The sequence below is a fragment of the Nonomuraea sp. NPDC048892 genome (assembly GCF_040649735.1).
Lineage (GTDB): Bacteria > Actinomycetota > Actinomycetes > Streptosporangiales > Streptosporangiaceae > Nonomuraea > Nonomuraea maheshkhaliensis.
This window is the reverse complement of the sequence record NZ_JBEZFZ010000032.1, coordinates 54,248-71,612: the sequence shown is the minus strand read 5'-3', so window position 1 is coordinate 71,612 and position 17,365 is coordinate 54,248. Positions and strand designations below refer to the sequence as shown.

General features: G+C 70.5%; 18 protein-coding genes. 10 read left to right on the top strand and 8 right to left on the bottom strand.

The genetic code is table 11. The features are described from left to right. Positions 1-33: 33 nt before the first annotated feature. The gene (locus tag AB0C28_RS49230) at positions 34-2,097 is read right to left on the bottom strand and encodes a PhoX family phosphatase (RefSeq protein WP_358083377.1); all 2,064 of its coding nucleotides are present in this window, start codon (positions 2,095-2,097) and stop codon (positions 34-36) included. Positions 2,098-2,226: 129 nt separating this feature from the next. Here AB0C28_RS49230 and AB0C28_RS49225 point away from each other — a divergent pair, with 129 nt between their 5' ends. After that, positions 2,227-2,649 (top strand): sterol carrier family protein, encoded by a 423-nt coding sequence (locus tag AB0C28_RS49225; RefSeq protein ID WP_357862014.1) that lies wholly within the window; start codon positions 2,227-2,229, stop codon positions 2,647-2,649. On the opposite strand, the gene AB0C28_RS49220 is transcribed toward AB0C28_RS49225, so the two are convergent. Beyond that, positions 2,646-3,692, bottom strand: a complete 1,047-nt coding sequence (locus AB0C28_RS49220) for a hypothetical protein (RefSeq protein ID WP_358083374.1) — start codon at positions 3,690-3,692, stop codon at positions 2,646-2,648. The two genes, AB0C28_RS49225 and AB0C28_RS49220, sit on opposite strands and share 4 nt — an antisense overlap. A gap of 198 nt (positions 3,693-3,890) precedes the next feature. On the opposite strand from AB0C28_RS49220, the gene purF reads away from it, so the two are divergent. Then, positions 3,891-5,327, top strand: coding sequence for an amidophosphoribosyltransferase (gene purF / locus AB0C28_RS49215; protein ID WP_346105636.1), 1,437 nt, complete (start codon positions 3,891-3,893; stop codon positions 5,325-5,327). Then, a complete protein-coding gene (purM, locus tag AB0C28_RS49210; protein WP_358083371.1) occupies positions 5,324-6,349 on the top strand; it encodes a phosphoribosylformylglycinamidine cyclo-ligase in 1,026 nt (341 codons plus the stop codon). Before purF ends, purM begins: the two co-directional genes overlap by 4 nt. A 310-nt stretch (positions 6,350-6,659) precedes the next feature. Here purM and AB0C28_RS49205 read toward each other — a convergent pair whose 3' ends face one another. Beyond that, positions 6,660-6,890, bottom strand: coding sequence for a DUF3073 domain-containing protein (locus tag AB0C28_RS49205; protein ID WP_346105632.1), 231 nt, complete (start codon positions 6,888-6,890; stop codon positions 6,660-6,662). 151 nt (positions 6,891-7,041) lie between these two features. Then, positions 7,042-8,121, bottom strand: coding sequence for a Glu/Leu/Phe/Val dehydrogenase (locus AB0C28_RS49200; RefSeq protein ID WP_357861901.1), 1,080 nt, complete (start codon positions 8,119-8,121; stop codon positions 7,042-7,044). 107 nt (positions 8,122-8,228) lie between these two features. Between AB0C28_RS49200 and AB0C28_RS49195 the strand changes: the two genes are divergently transcribed. Beyond that, positions 8,229-9,092 (top strand): hypothetical protein, encoded by an 864-nt coding sequence (locus AB0C28_RS49195; RefSeq protein ID WP_357861903.1) that lies wholly within the window; start codon positions 8,229-8,231, stop codon positions 9,090-9,092. Between the two features lie 322 nt (positions 9,093-9,414). Continuing rightward, a complete protein-coding gene (gene bldC, locus AB0C28_RS49190) occupies positions 9,415-9,618 on the top strand; it encodes a developmental transcriptional regulator BldC (RefSeq protein WP_013133571.1) in 204 nt (67 codons plus the stop codon). Positions 9,619-9,820: 202 nt separating this feature from the next. Here the strand turns inward: bldC and AB0C28_RS49185 are convergent, their stop codons facing one another. After that, on the bottom strand, positions 9,821-10,567 hold the full coding sequence (locus AB0C28_RS49185; RefSeq protein WP_358083368.1) for a TetR/AcrR family transcriptional regulator: 747 nt from the start codon (positions 10,565-10,567) through the stop codon (positions 9,821-9,823). 198 nt (positions 10,568-10,765) lie between these two features. On the opposite strand from AB0C28_RS49185, the gene AB0C28_RS49180 reads away from it, so the two are divergent. The 4 genes from AB0C28_RS49180 (at position 10,766) to AB0C28_RS49165 (ending at position 14,664) form a co-directional block, all read left to right on the top strand. Then, the gene (locus tag AB0C28_RS49180) at positions 10,766-11,785 is read left to right on the top strand and encodes a LacI family DNA-binding transcriptional regulator (RefSeq protein ID WP_358083431.1); all 1,020 of its coding nucleotides are present in this window, start codon (positions 10,766-10,768) and stop codon (positions 11,783-11,785) included. A gap of 121 nt (positions 11,786-11,906) precedes the next feature. Continuing rightward, a complete protein-coding gene (locus AB0C28_RS49175; protein WP_345559797.1) occupies positions 11,907-12,155 on the top strand; it encodes a hypothetical protein in 249 nt (82 codons plus the stop codon). A gap of 92 nt (positions 12,156-12,247) precedes the next feature. Further along, the gene (locus AB0C28_RS49170; RefSeq protein WP_357861907.1) at positions 12,248-13,075 is read left to right on the top strand and encodes an N-acetylmuramoyl-L-alanine amidase; all 828 of its coding nucleotides are present in this window, start codon (positions 12,248-12,250) and stop codon (positions 13,073-13,075) included. Continuing rightward, positions 13,072-14,664, top strand: a complete 1,593-nt coding sequence (locus AB0C28_RS49165; RefSeq protein ID WP_358083365.1) for a beta-N-acetylhexosaminidase — start codon at positions 13,072-13,074, stop codon at positions 14,662-14,664. The genes AB0C28_RS49170 and AB0C28_RS49165 overlap by 4 nt, the downstream gene beginning before the upstream one ends. Positions 14,665-14,671: 7 nt before the next feature. Here AB0C28_RS49165 and AB0C28_RS49160 read toward each other — a convergent pair whose 3' ends face one another. From AB0C28_RS49160 to AB0C28_RS49150, 3 genes are read right to left on the bottom strand one after another with little or no spacing between them, the layout of a single operon-like run. Next, positions 14,672-15,226, bottom strand: a complete 555-nt coding sequence (locus AB0C28_RS49160; RefSeq protein WP_357861911.1) for a GNAT family N-acetyltransferase — start codon at positions 15,224-15,226, stop codon at positions 14,672-14,674. A gap of 17 nt (positions 15,227-15,243) precedes the next feature. After that, positions 15,244-16,296 carry a quinone-dependent dihydroorotate dehydrogenase gene (locus tag AB0C28_RS49155; protein ID WP_357861913.1) on the bottom strand — a complete coding sequence of 351 codons (1,053 nt, stop codon included), beginning with the start codon at positions 16,294-16,296 and terminating at the stop codon, positions 15,244-15,246. A 6-nt stretch (positions 16,297-16,302) separates the two neighbouring features. After that, positions 16,303-16,953, bottom strand: coding sequence for a response regulator transcription factor (locus AB0C28_RS49150; RefSeq protein WP_357861915.1), 651 nt, complete (start codon positions 16,951-16,953; stop codon positions 16,303-16,305). A gap of 19 nt (positions 16,954-16,972) precedes the next feature. On the opposite strand from AB0C28_RS49150, the gene AB0C28_RS49145 reads away from it, so the two are divergent. After that, positions 16,973-17,347, top strand: a complete 375-nt coding sequence (locus AB0C28_RS49145; RefSeq protein ID WP_357861917.1) for a tautomerase family protein — start codon at positions 16,973-16,975, stop codon at positions 17,345-17,347. Positions 17,348-17,365: the final 18 nt, after the last annotated feature.

The window sequence follows — 17,365 nt, the reverse complement described above, 5'->3', positions numbered from 1 at the left end:
GCACGGACCCTACGACCTCAAGTTAACCTGAGGTCAAGCGCCGATCTTCTTGCCCTGCCCGTGCCAGACCACCGCGACCGACGGGCGCGGCTGGTCTCCGTCAGGCCAGTGACTGCTCGGCTCCTCCGGGCTCGCCCCGTCGGTCTCGCCCGGGTGCTGCACCGCCACGAAGACGCTGCGCTGGTCGGCCGTGACGAGCGGGCCGCAGGTCTCGGCGCCGACCGGCACGGTGAGGAACTGGCGCAGGTGGCCGCGCTCCTTGCCCTTGACCGGCATCACGAACAGGCCGTCGTTCGTGCCCAGCGCGTTGCCGTCCGTGGAGATCCAGAGGTTGCCGTCCTTGTCGAACGTGACGTTGTCCGGGCAGGAGATCGGCGAGACCTTGCTCTTGTCGTAGCCGGCGAAGTAGGTGGCGGCGTCGTTCGGGTCGCCGCAGACCAGCGGGATCGACCAGGCGAACCGCTTCTCCCCGGCGTCGCCGCGCCGCTCCACGATCTCCAAGACGTGGCCGTGCTTGTTCGCGGAACGCGGATTGGCCTCGTCCGCCTCGGCCGCGGTGCGGTTGGTGTTGTTGGTCAGGGCCACGTACACGCCGCCGGTGACCGGGTTGCGCTCCATGTCCTCTGGGCGGTCCATCTTGGTCGCGCCGACCTTGTCGGCGGCCGAGCGGGTGTGGACGAGCACCTCGGCGGCGGACATGCCGTCCACGTACGACTTGTCGCCCGAGACCAGCGGAATCCACTCGCCCGAGCCGTCGAACTCACCGTCCGCGGGCAGCTTGCCGGAGCCGTCGATCTCGGACGCCGGGCTGTCGCCGGTGAATTTGGCCACGTACAGGGTGCCCTCGTCCAGCAGCGTGCGGTTGTGCCGGTCGAAACCGGGCTTGTAGCGCTCCTTGGAGACGAACTTGTAGATGTACTCGTAGCGCGAGTCGTCACCCATGTAGACGACCAGGCGGCCGTCACGGGCCAGCGTCGTGTTGGCGGCCTCGTGCTTGAACCGCCCGAGCGCGGTGCGCTTGATCGGCGTGGAGTCGGGGTCGAACGGGTCGATCTCCACGATCCACCCGAACCGGTTGGCCTCGTTCGGGTGCTTTTCCAGGTCGAAGCGCTCCTCGACGCGGTCGAACCTGCGGCTGCTCGACGGCACGCCGGTCTGGATCGTGTAGCGGGTGATGTACGGCTTCTGCTCCGCCGGCACCTTGTCGCCGTTGACGAAGTACTGGTCGAAGTTCTCCTCGGCGGTCAGCACCGTGCCCCACGGGGTGGTGCCGCCCGAGCAGTTGTTCAGCATGCCGACGGGCCCGACGCCCTTGGGGTCGGCCGCGGTCCTGAGCAGGGCGTGCCCCGCCGCCGGGCCGCTGAACCGCATCTTCGTCTGGGCCGTGATGCGCCGGTTGTAGCGGCGGCGGCCCCTGGTGACCAGCTTCCACTCGCCCTTGCCGCCGGAGCGCTCGATCTCCACGACCGAGCCGCCGTGCGCGGCCAGCCCGATCCGGATCTGCTCCTCGGTCGCCTCCGCGCCGCCGGTGTAGCCGCGGAACATCAGGCTCTCGTCGGTGTACTCGTGGTTGACCCAGAGCAGCGCCCGGTCCTTGCCCATGGGCAGCAGCGTCACGTAGTCACAGTTGTAGCCGAACTGCTTGTTCTGGGCGTCGGCGCTCTGGTTGTCGAAGTCGAACTCCGGTGCGTCGGGCAGCACCGGATCGCCCCAGCGCACCACCACGGAGGAACGGTAATCGTCCGGGATGCTCAGCGCGTCTTCCTTGTTCGGCGGCACGGGCGTGAAGCGCAGGTCGCCGCTGCCGTGCCCCTTTCCCCTGGCGGCCTCCGCGGGCTCGTCCGCGAAGGCCGGGACGCCCGCGCCCGCCACCCCCGCGCCGGCCACGAGGGCGCCCAGCGCGCCCGCCCGCAGCACGCCGCGCCGCGACATCGCCTCGCGCACCACGTCGCCGAAGTAGGCGTTGCCGCTGGTGTTGGCCACGTCATGCGCGCACGCGTTGCCGCAGCGGAACTGACACGTCAGCGCGGATCGGCCACCTTTGTGCGGGGTGGACAGCAGCGGCAGCAGCCGCCGTCCCGCGTCGGGGTTCGCCACAGGTCCTCCATCAATGGGCGCGGTTGTACGGCGGGGACGCTACGGTCACTGTCGAAACCCGAGGTGAACGACGACCTCCATCTCGATGAACGCTTCCCGGGAGACAATGGTGGGGTGTCACCACGCAAGATGGATCCGGAGAAGCTGAGATCGGCCCTCGACGCCCAGCTCGTCGCCCTCGACGAGCCGCCCTACGACGGCCCGGCGTCCGCCCTGCCCGAAGCACTCGTGGCCGCCGTGCTGGCCGCCTACGACCGGGGGCTGAAGCCCGAGCGCGACGCGGCCAGGCAGGCCGTACGCCACCTGCTCGACCGGCTCGCGACAGCCGCGCCGGGAAGGACCGTCGAGGTGCGCGTGCCCCCGTACGCGGCCGTCCAGGCCATCGCGGGGCCCCGCCACACCCGCGGCACCCCGCCGAACGTGGTCGAGACCGACGGGCGGACCTGGATCGAACTCGCCCTGGGCCGCCTGACCTGGGACGAGGCCATGGCCAAAGGCGCCATCTCCGCCAGCGGGGCGCGAGCCGACCTGTCAGCGCACCTGCCGCTCTAGCGGCTGCCGTTCATCCAGGGGAACTTCGACTCGAAGCAGCGGTCGGCGAGCTGGCCGTCCAGGTGGGCGCACTCCTGCACCACGTTCCAGAACCAGATGGCCACGATCGCGAAGAGGATCAGCGACAGGATGCTGATCACGATGCCGGCGATGGCGCGGCCCCTGCCGACCTGCCTGACCAGGGCCACGCAGCCGAAGACGATCGACAGGATGGCCGTGATGAGGCCGGTGAAGCAGACGAAGACCAGGAACGGGCTGGCCACGCCGAGGACGAGCGAGGCGGTGGCCAGGCCGCTGCCGGGGGGCGGCTGCTGGTATCCGCCGTACGGGGACGGCTGGGCGCCGTAGGGCGATCCCGGGGGCGGGGGGTAGCCGGGCGGGCCGCCGTACGGGCTGGAGGGGGTCGTGCCGGGCACGGTCGGGTCCTGGTCCCGCGGCGGGCCGCCCTGGTACGACGGACCCTCCTGGCCGCCGTACGGCGGGCCCTGGGGCGGACCTGAGGGGCCTTGGGACGGGCCTGAGGGGCCGGACGGGCCCTGCTCGTAGCGGGAGGGCGCCGGCCTGGGCGGCGGCTCCTCCTCGTGCGGCGTCCCGCTCCAGCCCGGATAGGACGGAGTCGCGCCGGGCACCGGGAACACCTGCGTCGACTCGGCGTCCGCGCCACCGGCGGGCGGCGTGGTCGTCGGCGTCGTCGGGGTCGTCGGCCCGGTGTCTCCGCCCGTCGCGGGCGGCGGCGTCTCCGGCGAGGTGGGCAGATCGGGATGGGACGGCCCGTCGGCCGGCCTCGGCTCGTGCGTCGGCGGCACGTCGGGCTCAGGCGCGCCCGGCTGCGGCGCCACGGGCGGCCTGGGCGCGATCGGCTCCCCGCCCGGGTGCGGCTCCTCCCCCTGCGCCGGCTCGCTGCCCCTGGACGGTTCGTCACCGCGGGTCGGCTCCTCCGGCGGCATGCCCTCACTCCACCACGCGGGCTCCCCCTCGTCGTGGCGGCCTTCGCGCGGGTCCTGCCCCTGGCGGGGCTCGTTCGGGTCCCCAGGTGTGCTCACGTCTGCGTCTCCCGCCGGGTCAGCATGCCGGATACTTCACCCTTTCGCGGAAGGGGTCCGTTAAACCGCGCGACACGGTAATACCGTGTCCAACCTTGGGTCACCATGCGTCAAAGCTCCAGGTGAGAGGCGGGGCGGAGGCCCCGATATCGCCCCCGGGTGTGCGAGCACGGAAGCCGCCGACCTAGACTGAGGCATGTGCTGAAGGGCGACGGCCGGCTCGGCCATGACCTGGACCCCCACGACCGCGCACCTAAAGACGCCTGTGGCGTCTTCGGCGTCTGGGCTCCGGGCGAGGAAGTTTCCAAACTCACCTACTACGGGCTGTACGCGTTGCAGCACCGCGGGCAGGAGTCCGCGGGCATCGCGGCCAGCGAGGGCAGCCGCATTCTCGTCTACAAGGACATGGGCCTGGTGGCCCAGGTCTTCGACGAGTCGGTGCTGAGCACCCTGCGCGGCCACCTGGCGATCGGTCACTGCCGCTACTCCACCACCGGATCCAGTGTGTGGGAGAACGCGCAGCCCACGCTGAGCTCGACCGACGTGGGCGGGCTCGCGCTGGCCCACAACGGCAACCTCATCAACACCCCGGAGCTGGCCCAGCGGCTTGAGCCCGGTTCCATCCGCGCGACCACCGACACCGAGGTCCTGACCACGCTGCTCGCGCAGGACCGCACCCGTTCCGTCGAAGACGCGGCCGCCGAGCTGCTCCCGCAGGTCAAGGGCGCCTACACGCTGGTCTTCATGGACGAGAAGACCCTTTACGCCGCCCGCGACCCGCAGGGCATCCGCCCGCTGGTCCTGGGCCGCCTGGAGCGCGGCTGGGTGGTGGCCTCCGAGACCGCGGCGCTCGACATCGTGGGCGCCACGTTCGTCCGCGAGGTCGAGCCGGGCGAGATGCTCACCATCGACGAGCGCGGCGTGCGGTCGCGCCGCTTCGCGCTGGCCGAGCCGAAGGGCTGCCTGTTCGAGTACGTCTACCTCGCCCGCCCCGACACCACCATCGCCGGGCGCGGCGTGCAGGTCACCCGGGTCGAGGTGGGCCGCGTACTGGCCCGCGAACACCCGGTCGAGGCCGACCTGGTCATCCCGACGCCCGAGTCCGGCACGCCCGCCGCCGTGGGCTACGCCGAGGAGAGCGGCATCCCCTACGGCCAGGGCCTGGTGAAGAACTCCTACGTCGGCCGCACGTTCATCCAGCCGTCGCAGACCATCCGCCAGCTCGGCATCCGGCTCAAGCTCAACCCGCTGCGCGAGGTCGTCGAGGGCAAGCGGCTGGTGGTCGTGGACGACTCGATCGTGCGCGGCAACACCCAGCGGGCCATCGTCAAGATGTTGCGCGAGGCGGGAGCGCGTGAGGTGCACGTACGCATCTCCTCCCCGCCCGTGCAGTGGCCGTGCTTCTACGGCATCGACTTCGCCACCAGGGCGGAGCTGATCGCGGGCTCGCTGTCGGTCGAGGAGATCCGGGCCTCGCTGGGGGCCGACTCGCTCGGCTACATCTCCCTGGAGGGCCTGACCAAGGCCACCACCATCCCGTCCGAGCGCCTGTGCAGGGCCTGCTTCGACGGCACCTATCCCATCCCGATCGACCAGGACAACGTGGGCAAGTTCGTGTTGGAGAGCAAGACGTGAGCACCTACGAGGCCGCCGGGGTCGACATCGAGGCGGGCGAGCGGGCCGTGACCCTGATGAAGGACAAGGTGGCGCGCTCGCGGCGGCCGGAGGTGGTCGACGACGCCAGCGGCTTCGCCGGGCTCTTCGACGCCTCGGCGCTGCTGCGTTACCGGCGCCCGCTGCTGGCCAGCTCGACCGACGGCGTCGGCACCAAGGTCATGATCGCCCAGCGGTACGGCAAGCACGACACGATCGGCATCGACCTGGTCGGCATGGTCCTCGACGACCTGGTGGTCTGCGGGGCCGAGCCGCTGTTCATGACCGACTACATCGCCTGCGGCAAGCTGGTTCCCGAGCGCGTCGCCGAGATCGTCGGCGGCGTGGCCGAGGGCTGCCGGCTGGCCGGGGCCGCGCTGGTGGGCGGCGAGACGGCCGAGCACCCGGGGGCGATGGGCCCGGACGAATACGATCTTGCGGGTGCGGGCACCGGCGTCGTGGAGGCGTCGGCGATGCTCGGCCCCGACCGCGTGGTCGCCGGTGACGTGGTGCTGGCGCTGGCCTCGTCGGGCGTCCACTCCAACGGCTACTCGCTGGTGCGTCACGTGCTGCGCGAGGCCGCGCTCTCGCTCGACACCGTGCTGCCCGAGCTGGGCCGTCCGCTGGGCGAGGAGCTGCTGGAACCGACGCGGATCTACTCGCTCGACTGCCTGGAGCTGGCCCGCGCGGTCGATGTGCACGCCTACGCGCACATCACCGGCGGCGGGATCGAGAACAACCTGTCCAGGTCGCTGCCGGCCGGTCTCGACGCGCTGCTCGACCGGTCGTCGTGGACGCCGCCCGCGGTCTTCGGGGTGCTGGCCGGGCTCGGGAAGATCGCCCAGCGGGACATGGACCGCACGTTCAACCTCGGGGTCGGCATGGCGGCCGTGGTGGCCGCCGACGTCGCCGACGCGGCGATCAGGCTGCTGGCCGGGCGCGGGCTGGACGCCTGGGTGCTGGGCGAGATCGTGCCCGGCACCGGACAGGCCCGCTACCGCTGACGCCACCTCACGGAGCCGGGGCACCGCGCCCCGGCTTCCGCCGAGGAACGCGAAGGAAACCCGCGGAGTGCTCAAAAAGCCCGCGCATCGATGCGTGCGGAATGAGCACTCGTGGAAGGCGCATCGCATTCGTGTGCGGAGTGCTCACCCGCGAAAGGCGCTCCGCTCGGATGTGTGAACGTCCCGAGATCGGAAGCTCGTACCGGCTTCGCCCCACGTGACGAAAGCCCCACGGTCACCCGTGGGGCCCGACGAGTGTGGCCGAGGATCCGGCGTGCCGGGCCCTCGGCCACCTCAACCTGGAGAACGCCTACCGGCGGCCGGGCGAACGGCCGTCGTCGTCTTCTCCGGCGCCATAGTCATCGGCGTAATCGGCATAGCGATCCGCCAGCTCATCATCGCGGTCGTCGGCGTCGTCATTGCGGCCGGGGTCGCCGACCCCGAGTTCGTCGCGAAGACGGTCAAGATCCGTGCCACCGCTGTTGTACTTCAGCTGGCGAGCAACCTTGACCTGCTTGGCCTTTGCTCGGCCGCGCCCCATTGGCTCGACCCCCTCGTGTGGGGTCGTCCCCGACCCCTCGTCGCTAACGCACCACACACTGACGCCGCCTGACTTTGGGCGTCAGCCTATCGTTCGCCTATTACCGTACCTGTTTTGTGCCCAGCTCGGTACGTCGTATGGACGTGGGGCGTCAGTGGCCCAGCCAAATGCCCCTAATCCGCCCGACTTCCGACATTCTGCGCTCGGCCAGCCTATCTGCTGCCACCGCCGGCGGAACGCCCTCCTCGGCGGCGATTCGGAAGATCTTCAGAGTCGTGTCGTAGATCTGGGCCGCCTTCGACCTGGCTCGTTCCATGTCGAAGCCCCCGATCTCGTCGGCGACCTGAATCACACCGCCGGAATTGACCACGTAGTCGGGCGCGTAGAGGATGCCGCGTTCGGCGAGTTGCTTCTCCACGCCCGGATGGGCGAGCTGGTTGTTGGCCGCCCCGCAGACGATCTTCGCCTTGAGCGCGGCCACCGAGTCGTCGTCGAGCGCGCCGCCCAGCGCGCAGGGCGCGAAGACGTCGATGTCGGCCTCCACCAGCGCACGCGCGTCGGCGACCACCTCGACCTCGGGATGCCGCTGACGTACGCGTTCGACCGCTCTTGGATCGACGTCGCAGATCACGACGTCGGCGCCGTCCTCACGGAGCAGCCCGACCAGGCGGTGGCCCACCTTGCCGACCCCCTCCACGCCGACCCGCTTGCCGCGCAGCGACGGCGTGCCGAACACCCGCTCGGCCGAGGCCCGCATGCCCTGGAACACGCCGTAGGCGGTGAGGATCGAGGAGTCGCCGGCCCCGCCGTGGGCCAGGGTGCGGCCGGTGGCGAAGCGCGTCTCGCGCGCGACGATGTCCATGTCCTCGCTGTAGGTGCCCACGTCGCAGGCGGTGATGTAGCGCCCGCCGAGCGACTGGACGAACCTGCCGTAGGCGCGCAGCAGCGCCTCGCTCTTGTCGCGCGCCGGGTCGCCGATGATGACGGCCTTGCCGCCACCCAGGTCGAGGCCCGCCAGCGCGTTCTTGTACGCCATGCCCTTGGCGAGGTTGAGCACGTCGGCCAGGGCCGCCTGCTCGCTCTCGTACGGATAGAACCTGGTGCCTCCCAGTGCCGGCCCCAGCGCCGTGTTGTGGATGGCGATGATGGCACGCAGGCCGCTCGGCTCGTCGGCGCAGAACACGACCTGCTCATGGACGTCCTTGTGGGACGCTCCGAAGACGTCGGTCACGGTAGTGACTCCCTGTCCGGTCCACCGCACCTTTGCGGCGGAGATCACCTCACAGAGTAGTAAGCCTCGACGGTGCGCGCAGGATCGCTTCGTGACACGATGCCTCCGTGCTGCCCTATGCCGCCTACCTCCGTGTCTATGAGCCACTGACCGCGTTCGCCGAGTCCGAGCGCAAGGTGTGGGCCGACTACGCCGACTCACGGGACCGCCCGCGCCGCGCGAACGCGCTCAATGCGGAGCACGGCGAGTCCGTCATGCGCCTGCTCGGCATGCCCCCTCAACCCGTTCCCGCCCAGGAGAGCCCCAACGCCTATCTCCGGCGTGTTGAGGACCGTCTCTATGTGTGTCCCTGGCAGACCCGCCTGCGCTCGTGGATGGCGTTCTCACGGCTTCGTGGCACCACTCCCGTGAAACTGATGGATCACCTCGTGCCCAAGCCGATCGCCGAGCAGACGGCCGACGACTTCGATCGCTACAAGCGAAGGGCCGGATCATCGGCGTTGCGCACCCACATCCGCACCACGGCGTGGCACGTGCCGCCGTCGTGGTTCGTGCCGTTTGATGGGAACGAGCGCTGGCTGGTGCTCGGCTCGGCCAATCCGGGGCAGGACGTGACGACCACTACGGGGCGTAACCTCATCTACGTCACCTCCATGGCGCAGGCCAGGAGGCGGGCGGCGCGCGCGCTCAACGTCCTGCGCCGCCATCTGGGCGACGTGGCGTCCAATTTCGACGTCGAGGACATCGCGCGGTGGCTGGAGGAGTTCCACCCCCACAGCCTGGTCGAACTCGACTACGGCGGGCTCGTGCACCTCATGGACGACGACGCGTTGCAGGCCGACCAGTCCGTCGCGGAGCTTTCAGCGGCCCTGACGGGCCTGGACACGGGTCAAGAAGAACTTGCCTATGCCATGTACCAGAGGGTCATCCTCCGGTGGAAGTCAATGCAACTGCTGGAATCTGCCAACTGAGCCCCAATACGGCTGTCTGACCTGCATGAGTAGGTCACGTCTCGCGGCTGCTCTCTTCTGCGAACTGAGTAGTTTGCCGTTTTCACTGCGATACCACGAAACGTGTCGCTAGAATCACCGAGCGTGACATGGCCACGGGGGCGGGCAGTTGGGTCAAAGAAGGGCTCGCCAATCGCTCTGCGTGGCGGTATGGTCACATCGGGTGATGCCGCATATGGCTCGGAAAAGCCGCACGCTCTGCGCCATAGGGGGACATCCGTGACACGCGCAAAGGCAGTCACAGGATCGCTAAGCCGGTCCACACGGAGGAGAGGCCGCACAAATGTCAGCTCGTACACCCGAGGCCGAGCCACTGCTCACGCCCGCTGAGGTCGCGACCATGTTCAGGGTCGACCCCAAGACCGTTACGCGGTGGGCCAAGGCGGGCAAGTTGACGTCGATTCGTACCCTCGGCGGTCATCGGCGTTACCGGGAGACCGAGGTCCGAGCACTGCTCGCGGGGATTCCGCAGCAGCGCTCCGAGTAGCTGGAGGGGTCGTCACGGACCTCAGGGGGGTTGAAGGGGTGGACCAGGTCGGCGACCGGCCCGGTCCACCGCTGTGACGACATGACGTCGCACGGGAAGTTGGCGCCGCCCGCCCGGCGCCATCCTCCCCGAGTCACGTCACTCCGGTGAGGCAGCCGACCCGCGGCTGTCCCCGTTCAGTGAGACAGCCCGACCAAGGCTGTCACGCCAGCAGCTCAAGCAGCCTGGCGACGTCACCGTCGTGCGCGGCGGCGACGCCGAGCAGCGCGATCATATGATCGACGAGCAGCTTCTCGAGTGTCGATCGCTCTATGTCGCGATACTCGAGCCAGTCGAGGCCGGCCGTCTCCACGGAGGCGATCCACGACCGCAGGGTCGTGCGCAGCACCGGGCTGGGATCCTCGACGCCCATCTGCTTCTGGATCAACCGGAAGAGCCGGCGGCGCACGCCGTCGACGATCTCACCGACCTCGCCGCTCCTGTTGGCCGGGCCGCCGCGCAGCAGCGCCGCGAAGCCCGCCGCGTGTTCCTCGACGAAGTCGAAGTAGCGACTGAGCCCTGAGGCAAGCTCGTCGAGCGGCCTGCCGCCCCCGTGGGGCCGCAGCCGGGACTCCAGCTGCTCCGCCGCGCTCCGCAGCGCGGCCACGTAGAGCTCCTGCTTGCCGCCGAAGTAGTGGTAGACCAGCGCCCGCGAAGCTCCCGCCGCCGAGGCGACATCGTCGATCGAGACGTCTTCCGCGTCGCGGGTGCTGAACAGCTCCAGCGCCGCCGCCATCAGCTCTTCCCTGCGCCGGTCCACGCTGAGCCTGCGCCGCGCCGGCCGAGTCGTCTCGGAGGTCGTCGCGGGGGTCGTCGCGCGGGCCGGCTCGGGGGTCGGCTCGGGGGTCGGCTCGGGGCTCGTCTCGGGGGCCGTCTCAGCTGCGGTCTCGGCTGCCTTCCCGGGTGTCACACCTGCACAGTATCCGACGGCCTGCCCAATAGCGGACGCGCGACCGTCCAGTCAACATCGACCTCCGGGTGAGCAAGGTTGCGCTAATCCGTAACGAAGGCCGTACCCTGCGGCTAACTCGATCGTTTGGTCAGACAGGTGCCCATATCCGCATCGCGGGGGAGACACATGTCAGGACCGCCCGTCAACTCTTCAACCATCGCCGAGCTCAGAGAGGTAGACGCACTGCCTCGGCCCAGACCGACCATCCGTAACGTCGCCGAACGAGCCGGCGTGTCGAAATCGCTGGTCTCTCTCGTGCTGCGCGGATCCCCGCACGTGAGCGAGCACCGGCGCCAGGCCGTGCTGCAGGCGGCCCGCGAGCTCGGCTACCGGCCGAACGCGGTCGCGCGCAGCCTGGTCGAAGGACGTACGCATCTGGTGGGCGCGCTCGTCGCCGACCTGCACAACCCGTTCTACGCGGAGTTCCTCGACGGACTGCAGGAGAGCCTGCACGGCGACGGCCTGCGCATGCTGATCGGGAACAGCCAGTGGGACCCGGCGTTCGAGGACGAGGCCGTGGAGGCCTTCCTTGAGCTGAGGGTCGACGGGCTGGTCCTGCTCGGCATCGCGCCGACCAGCGAGACGCTGATCGAGGCCACCGCGTACACCCCCACGGTCGTCGTAGGGGAACGTGACATCGAGCTCGACGGCGTCGACATCGTGGTCGACGACGACCAGCTCGGCGCCCGGCTGGCCATCGACCACCTGGTCGAGCACGGCCACAAGCGGATCGCGCACATCGAGGGCAGGCGCTCGTCACGCTGCGAGGGTTATCTCGTGGCCATGCGCAGGCATTCGCTGGCGCCGTACATCATGGTCGAGGCCGCCGACTCCACAGAGGAGGGCGGCAGGGACGCGGCCGTCGCGCTGCTGACCCGTGACCCCAGGCCCACGGCGATCTTCGCCGCCAATGACGTGGTGGCTCTCGGCGTGCTGTCCGCCGCGAGCGAACTGGGCCTGCGCGTGCCCGAGGACCTGTCGGTGGTCGGCTACGACAACACGCACCTGTCGGCCTCCCACCACATCTCGCTCACCTCGGTCGACCAGCCGCGCCGGGCCATGGGCCGATCGGCCGCCGCGCTGCTGAGCGACCGGATCGGAGATCCGGGCAAGGTCGCGCGACTGAGGGAGGTACGCCCTGAGCTGATCGTGCGGCGCAGCACGGGACCCGCCTAAGAGCGGGCCAAGGCTGGGTCAAGCCGTGTGGAGGCGCGGCCGCACGGCGGTTTACTCGTCAGGGTCATGCTAATTGTGGCCGGATTCGGTCCGGTCACGATCTGATCCGGGGGGAACAGTCATGCGTGATCCGGAATTGGTGTCCTGCGCCCAGCGCGCCGCGGCCGAGCTAGAGCGCGCCTGGGGGCACTGGCGAGCGAACAGGGGACGGGGCACCGACGGCGGCGCGGAATCGGTCGCCAGCTACGTCGCCCACTCGCTGGACCATCCGTGGGGCCGCCCCCGCGTCGTTCTCGGGCTCGACGCCGAGGACGCGCGGGAGCTGGCCGCCCTGCTCGAACGGCAGGAGGTCGGAGAGCACGTCTGGTGAGACAGGCGTCCCGGTGAGGGCTGACCCGCGTACCGCCACGCTTGGGGCGTAAGCCGGGGCCGCGGCTCCCTGCTTGCCGTAAGTTGGACGGCATGCGTGCTCTACCAGCCACAGTCCTCGCCGTCTGCGGCCTGATCGCCTCCGCGTGTGGCGGCACCGGCTCCGGTGGCGCCGCGGCAGGTCAGGCCGCCCCCGCGACGCCGGCGGGGCAGGCTTCATCCTCCTCCGCGCCCGCGAAGGAGGCGCCGCCCGAGGCCAAGCCGCTCGACGGCAAGGTCATCGTCATCGACCCGGGCCACAACGGCGGCAACTACCGCAACCCCACGGCGGTCAACCGCAAGGTCAACGTGCTGACCAAGTGGAAGCCCTGCGACACGACCGGCACGTCCACCAACGACGGCTACAGCGAGGCCGCCTTCACCTGGGACGTCTCCAAGCGGATGGTGAAGATCCTCAAGGGCCGGGGCGCCACGGTCAAGCTGACCCGCCACGACAACGACAGCGTCGGCCCGTGCATCACGCAGCGGGCCGCCATCGGCAACAAGGCCGGGGCCGACGCCGCCATCTCCGTGCACGCCGACGGCTCGGGCCCGGCCAACCACGGCTTCCACGTCATCATGCCGAAGAAGATCAAGGGTCCGGTCGACAAGGTCGTGGCCGCCTCCAGCAGGCTCGGCATCGCCGTACGCGACGCCTACCGCAAGGGCACGGGCCTGCCTTACTCCACCTACATCGGCAACAAGGCGCTCGACTACCGCAGCGACCTGGGCGGGCTCAACCTGTCCACGGTGCCGAAGATCTTCATCGAGACCGGAAACATGCGCAACGCCGCCGAGGCGGCCAAGTTCAGGGACCCCGCGTTCCGGCAGCGGATCGCCCTGGCGCTGGCCAACGGATTGCAGCACTATCTCGAAGCATGATTCCTCGCCCGCAGCTGTTCAGTGATCTGTCCGCCTCTTATGTGCTCACCTCGGGCGTGACGGTCTCCGGCGACCTGGTCGGCCCCGTGCGCACGGCCCTGGCCGGGCTCGACCCGCTTCCCGGCGACTCCGGGGAGATCGACGTGCGCCGCGATCCCGCGCTGGACGAGGAGGCGTACCGGCTGACGACCGGGTCGCGGGGTGTGGAGATCGTGGCGGGCGGCCCGGCGGGCGCGTTCTACGCGGCGCAGTCGCTGCGCCAACTGCTGCCCCCGGCCTCTTTCCGCTTCTCGGCCGGCGCGTCGTGGCCCTTGCCGGGGGTGCGCGTCGAGGACGCGCCGCGTTTCGCCTGGCGCGGGCTGCACCTGGATGTGGCCCGGCATTTCTTCCCCAAGCGGGAGATCCTGCGGCTGATCGACCTGATGGCGCTGCACAAGCTCAACCGGCTGCACCTGCACCTGGTGGACGACCAGGGGTGGCGGGTGGAGAGCCCGGCCTATCCGCTGCTGCACGAGGTCTCCTCGCACCGCCCGCGTACGGCGACGAACCCCCACCGCGAGCCGGAGACCTACGACGACCTCCCGCACGGCGGCTACTACACGCTCGACGACCTGGCCGAGATGGCCGCGTACGCCCGCACGCGGCACATCACGATCGTCCCCGAGATCGACGTGCCCGGGCACGCGTCGGCGATCCTGGCCGCCTACCCGGCGTTCGGCGTCACCGGCGAGCCTTACGACGTGCTCGACCGCTGGGGCATCTCCCCCGCCATCCTGTCGCCGCTGCCGCCGACCGTGGAGTTCCTGACCACGATCTTCGACGAGATCATCGGAGCGCTGGGCGAGACGCCGTTCCTGCACATCGGCGGCGACGAGGTCGTGCTCGACCACTGGGCCGGGTCGGCCGAGATCGGCGCCTACCGCGACTCGCTCGGACTGGAGAGCGTCAACGACCTCCAGGCGTGGTTCCTGCGCCGGTTGGCCGACGCGCTGGCCGAGCGGGGCACCCGCGCCGTGGTGTGGGACGAGGCGTTCGTCAGCGGGCGGCTGCGGCAGGACACCGTGGTCATGCCGTGGCGCGGCATGGGCGTGGGCCGCCGGGCCGCCGCCGCGGGACACGACGTGGTGGCGACGCCGGTCTTCCCGCTCTACTTCGACTACGCCGAATCCTCATCGGCCGACGAGCCGATGGCCATCGGCGACGCGATCACGATCGACGACGTGGCCGCCTTCGAGCCGGCGCCGGCGGACTGGACGGAGGAGGAGCGGGCCCGCGTCCTGGGGGTGCAGGCCCAGCTCTGGACCGAGCGGGTGCCCGACGCCCGTACCGTCGACTACCGGCTGTGGCCCAGGGCCTGCGCGCTGGCCGAGGTGGCCTGGTCGGGCGCGGCCTCTCCCGGCTTCGACGGGCGGCTGCGCGAGCACCTCGCCCGGCTCGACGCGCTCGGCGTCGAATACCGGCCCGCGGCCGGGCCGCACCCGTGGCAGCGCCGCCGGCCGCACCGCCCTGGGCGCGTCAACGTGTCCGAGGCGATGGCCAGGATCGAGGCCATGACGTACGACGCGGAGTCGACCCGGCCGAGCCTGTGATCGGGTTCTAGAAGGCCGGCCGGTCGTTGAGTATGCGCTGGAACAGCCGGTGGTCCTGCCACCGGCCGTCGATCTCCAGGTAGCGCGGGGCGGTGCCGTACGCCTCGAACCCGGCTTTGAGCAGGACGCTCTGGGAGGCGGCGTTGTCGAGCAGCGTGCCCGCCGCCACCCGGTGCAGCCCCACCTCCTGGTCGGCCATGCGGCACACCTCGCGCACGGCCTGGGTGGCCAGGCCGCGGCCAGTGTAACCGGCGTCGGTCCAGTAGCCGAGGTCACCGCTGAGCCACGGGCCCCTGACGATGTTGTTGAGCGTCATGCGGCCTGCCACGAGGTCGCCGTCGGCCAGCACCCAGGCCACCGCCTGCCCTGCCGCCTGCTGCTCCAACAGGCTCTTGAGCCGCCTGGCCTGCCCCCGCTCGGTGAAGAACTCCTCCGGCCTGCGCGGCTCCCAGCGCCGCAGGTGCTCGCGGTTGCGCAGGTAGGCGTCCAGCAGGGGCCGCGCGTCGTACTCGGTGATGGGGCGGAGCACGACGTCGCCGGTGAGCTTGACTGCTTCGATCACCGCTCCACGATAGGGCGTCACGCCGTACGGCCGACGGCCTCCGTGACCGACTTGAGCCCGTGGCGGTGCACCCGGCGCAGCAACTGGCGGTGGATGCGCGCGGCCCACAGCGGGCCGCCGTAGATCCAGCCGGTGTAGCCCTGGACCAGGGTCGCGCCGGCGAGGATGCGTTCCCAGACGTCGTCCACGTCCTCGACCCCGCCCGCCGACACCAGCGTCAGGCGGTCGCCGGTCTTGGCGCGCAGGCGCCGCAGGACTTCCAGCGAGCGCTCCTTGAGCGGGCGGCCCGACAGGCCGCCGGTCTCGCCGCCGTGCCTGATCGTGGTGTTGGTCGCGATGATGCCGTCGAGGCCCAGCTCCAAGGCCAGCTCGGCGACCGCGTCGACGTCCTCGTCGGCCAGGTCGGGCGCGATCTTGACCAGCAGCGGGGTACGCCGCGGCGTGGCGTCGGCCACCTGCTTGACCGCGGTGAGCAGCGGGCGCAGCAGCGAGACCGCCTGGAGGTTGCGCAGCCCGGGCGTGTTGGGCGAGCTGACGTTGACCACCAGGTAGTCGGCCAGCGGGGCGAGCAGCCTGGCACTGGCCACGTAGTCGGCGGTGGCCTCGGACTCGGGGACGACCTTGGTCTTGCCGATGTTCACCCCGACGACCACGGGGACGCTGCGGGGCTTGCGCAGCCTGCGCGCGGCGGCGTGAGCGCCCTCGTTGTTGAAGCCCATCCGGTTGATCACCGCCCGCTCGCGTACCAGCCGGAACAGGCGGGGGCGCGGGTTGCCCGGCTGGCCGTGCGCGGTGATGGTGCCGACCTCGACGTGGCCGAAGCCGAGCGCGGCGATGCCCTCGGCGCACGCGGCGTCCTTGTCGAAGCCGGCGGCCAGGCCGAGCGGCCCGGGGAAGTGCACGCCGAACGCGCTCACCCGCAGGGCCGGGTCATGCGGCGCGAACGCCCGGTGCAGCAGCCGCTTGAGCAGCGGCAGCCGCGCGAGGAGCGCGAGGGCGCTCACGGTGAGACGGTGCACGGCCTCGGCGTCGAAACGCCGCAAGACCTGCGAGAACACGAGGCGATACATCACGCGTCAGGCTATCAAGCCGGCTTCGTGGGCGATGATCGCGGCCTGTACGCGGTTGCGCACGTCGAGCCGGGTCAAGATGGCGCTCACGTACGCCTTCACCGTGCCCTCCACGATGTGCAGCCGGCGGGCGATCTCCGCGTTGGACATCCCGGCGCCGAGCAGGGCGAGCACCTCGCGCTCGCGTTCGGTGAGCGCCGCGATGCGGTCGCGGGCCGCCGCGCCCCTGGCCATCCGCCCGCCCGCGAGCTGGGTGATGACGCGCTGGGCGACCTTGGGCGACAAATACGCCGCGCCGTCGGCCACCGCGTGGATCCCGGCGATGAGCTCGCGCGGATCGCCCGACTTGAGCAGGAACCCGCTGGCCCCGACATCGAGCGCCTTGGCGATGTAGTCGTCCTCCCCGAACGTCGTCAGCATCACCACCGCGGTGCCCGGCGCGGCCCTGCGCAGTTCCGCCGCGGCGGCCAGCCCGTCGAGCCCGGGCATGCGGATGTCGAGCAGCGCCACGTCGGGGCGGTGGCTGATGGCCAGGTCCACCGCCTGCCTGCCGTCGCCCGCCTCGGCCACGACGTCCAGCTCAGGATCTGACTGGAGGATCGCCCGGACCCCCGCTCTGATCATGGCCTCGTCGTCGGCCAGCAGTATGCGGATCACGCCCTCTATATTGGCCGACATGGCTCAGGTGAAGGTGTACGGGCGCAGGGACGTGTGGGCCGGCCGGCAGCGGGAGGTCTCCGACCTCCTCCAGTCGTGCCTGGTGAGCGCGTGGGGGCTGCCGGAGGACAAGCGGTTCCACCGGTTCCTGCTGCTGGACGCCGACGACTTCGTCTGCCCTGCGCGCAGTGAGCGCTACTTGATCATCGAGGTCATCTGCTTCACCGGCCGCACCGAGGCCGCCAAGCGGGCGCTGATCAGGGAGATCTACGCCACTTCCGGCTATGATCCCCAGGACGTCGAGATCACGATCATCGAGATGCCCCGGGTGAACTGGGGGATCAGGGGTGTCCCCGCCGACGAGCTCGACCTGTCGTACAAGGTAGAGGTCTGAGGTCGGGGTCAGGTACGG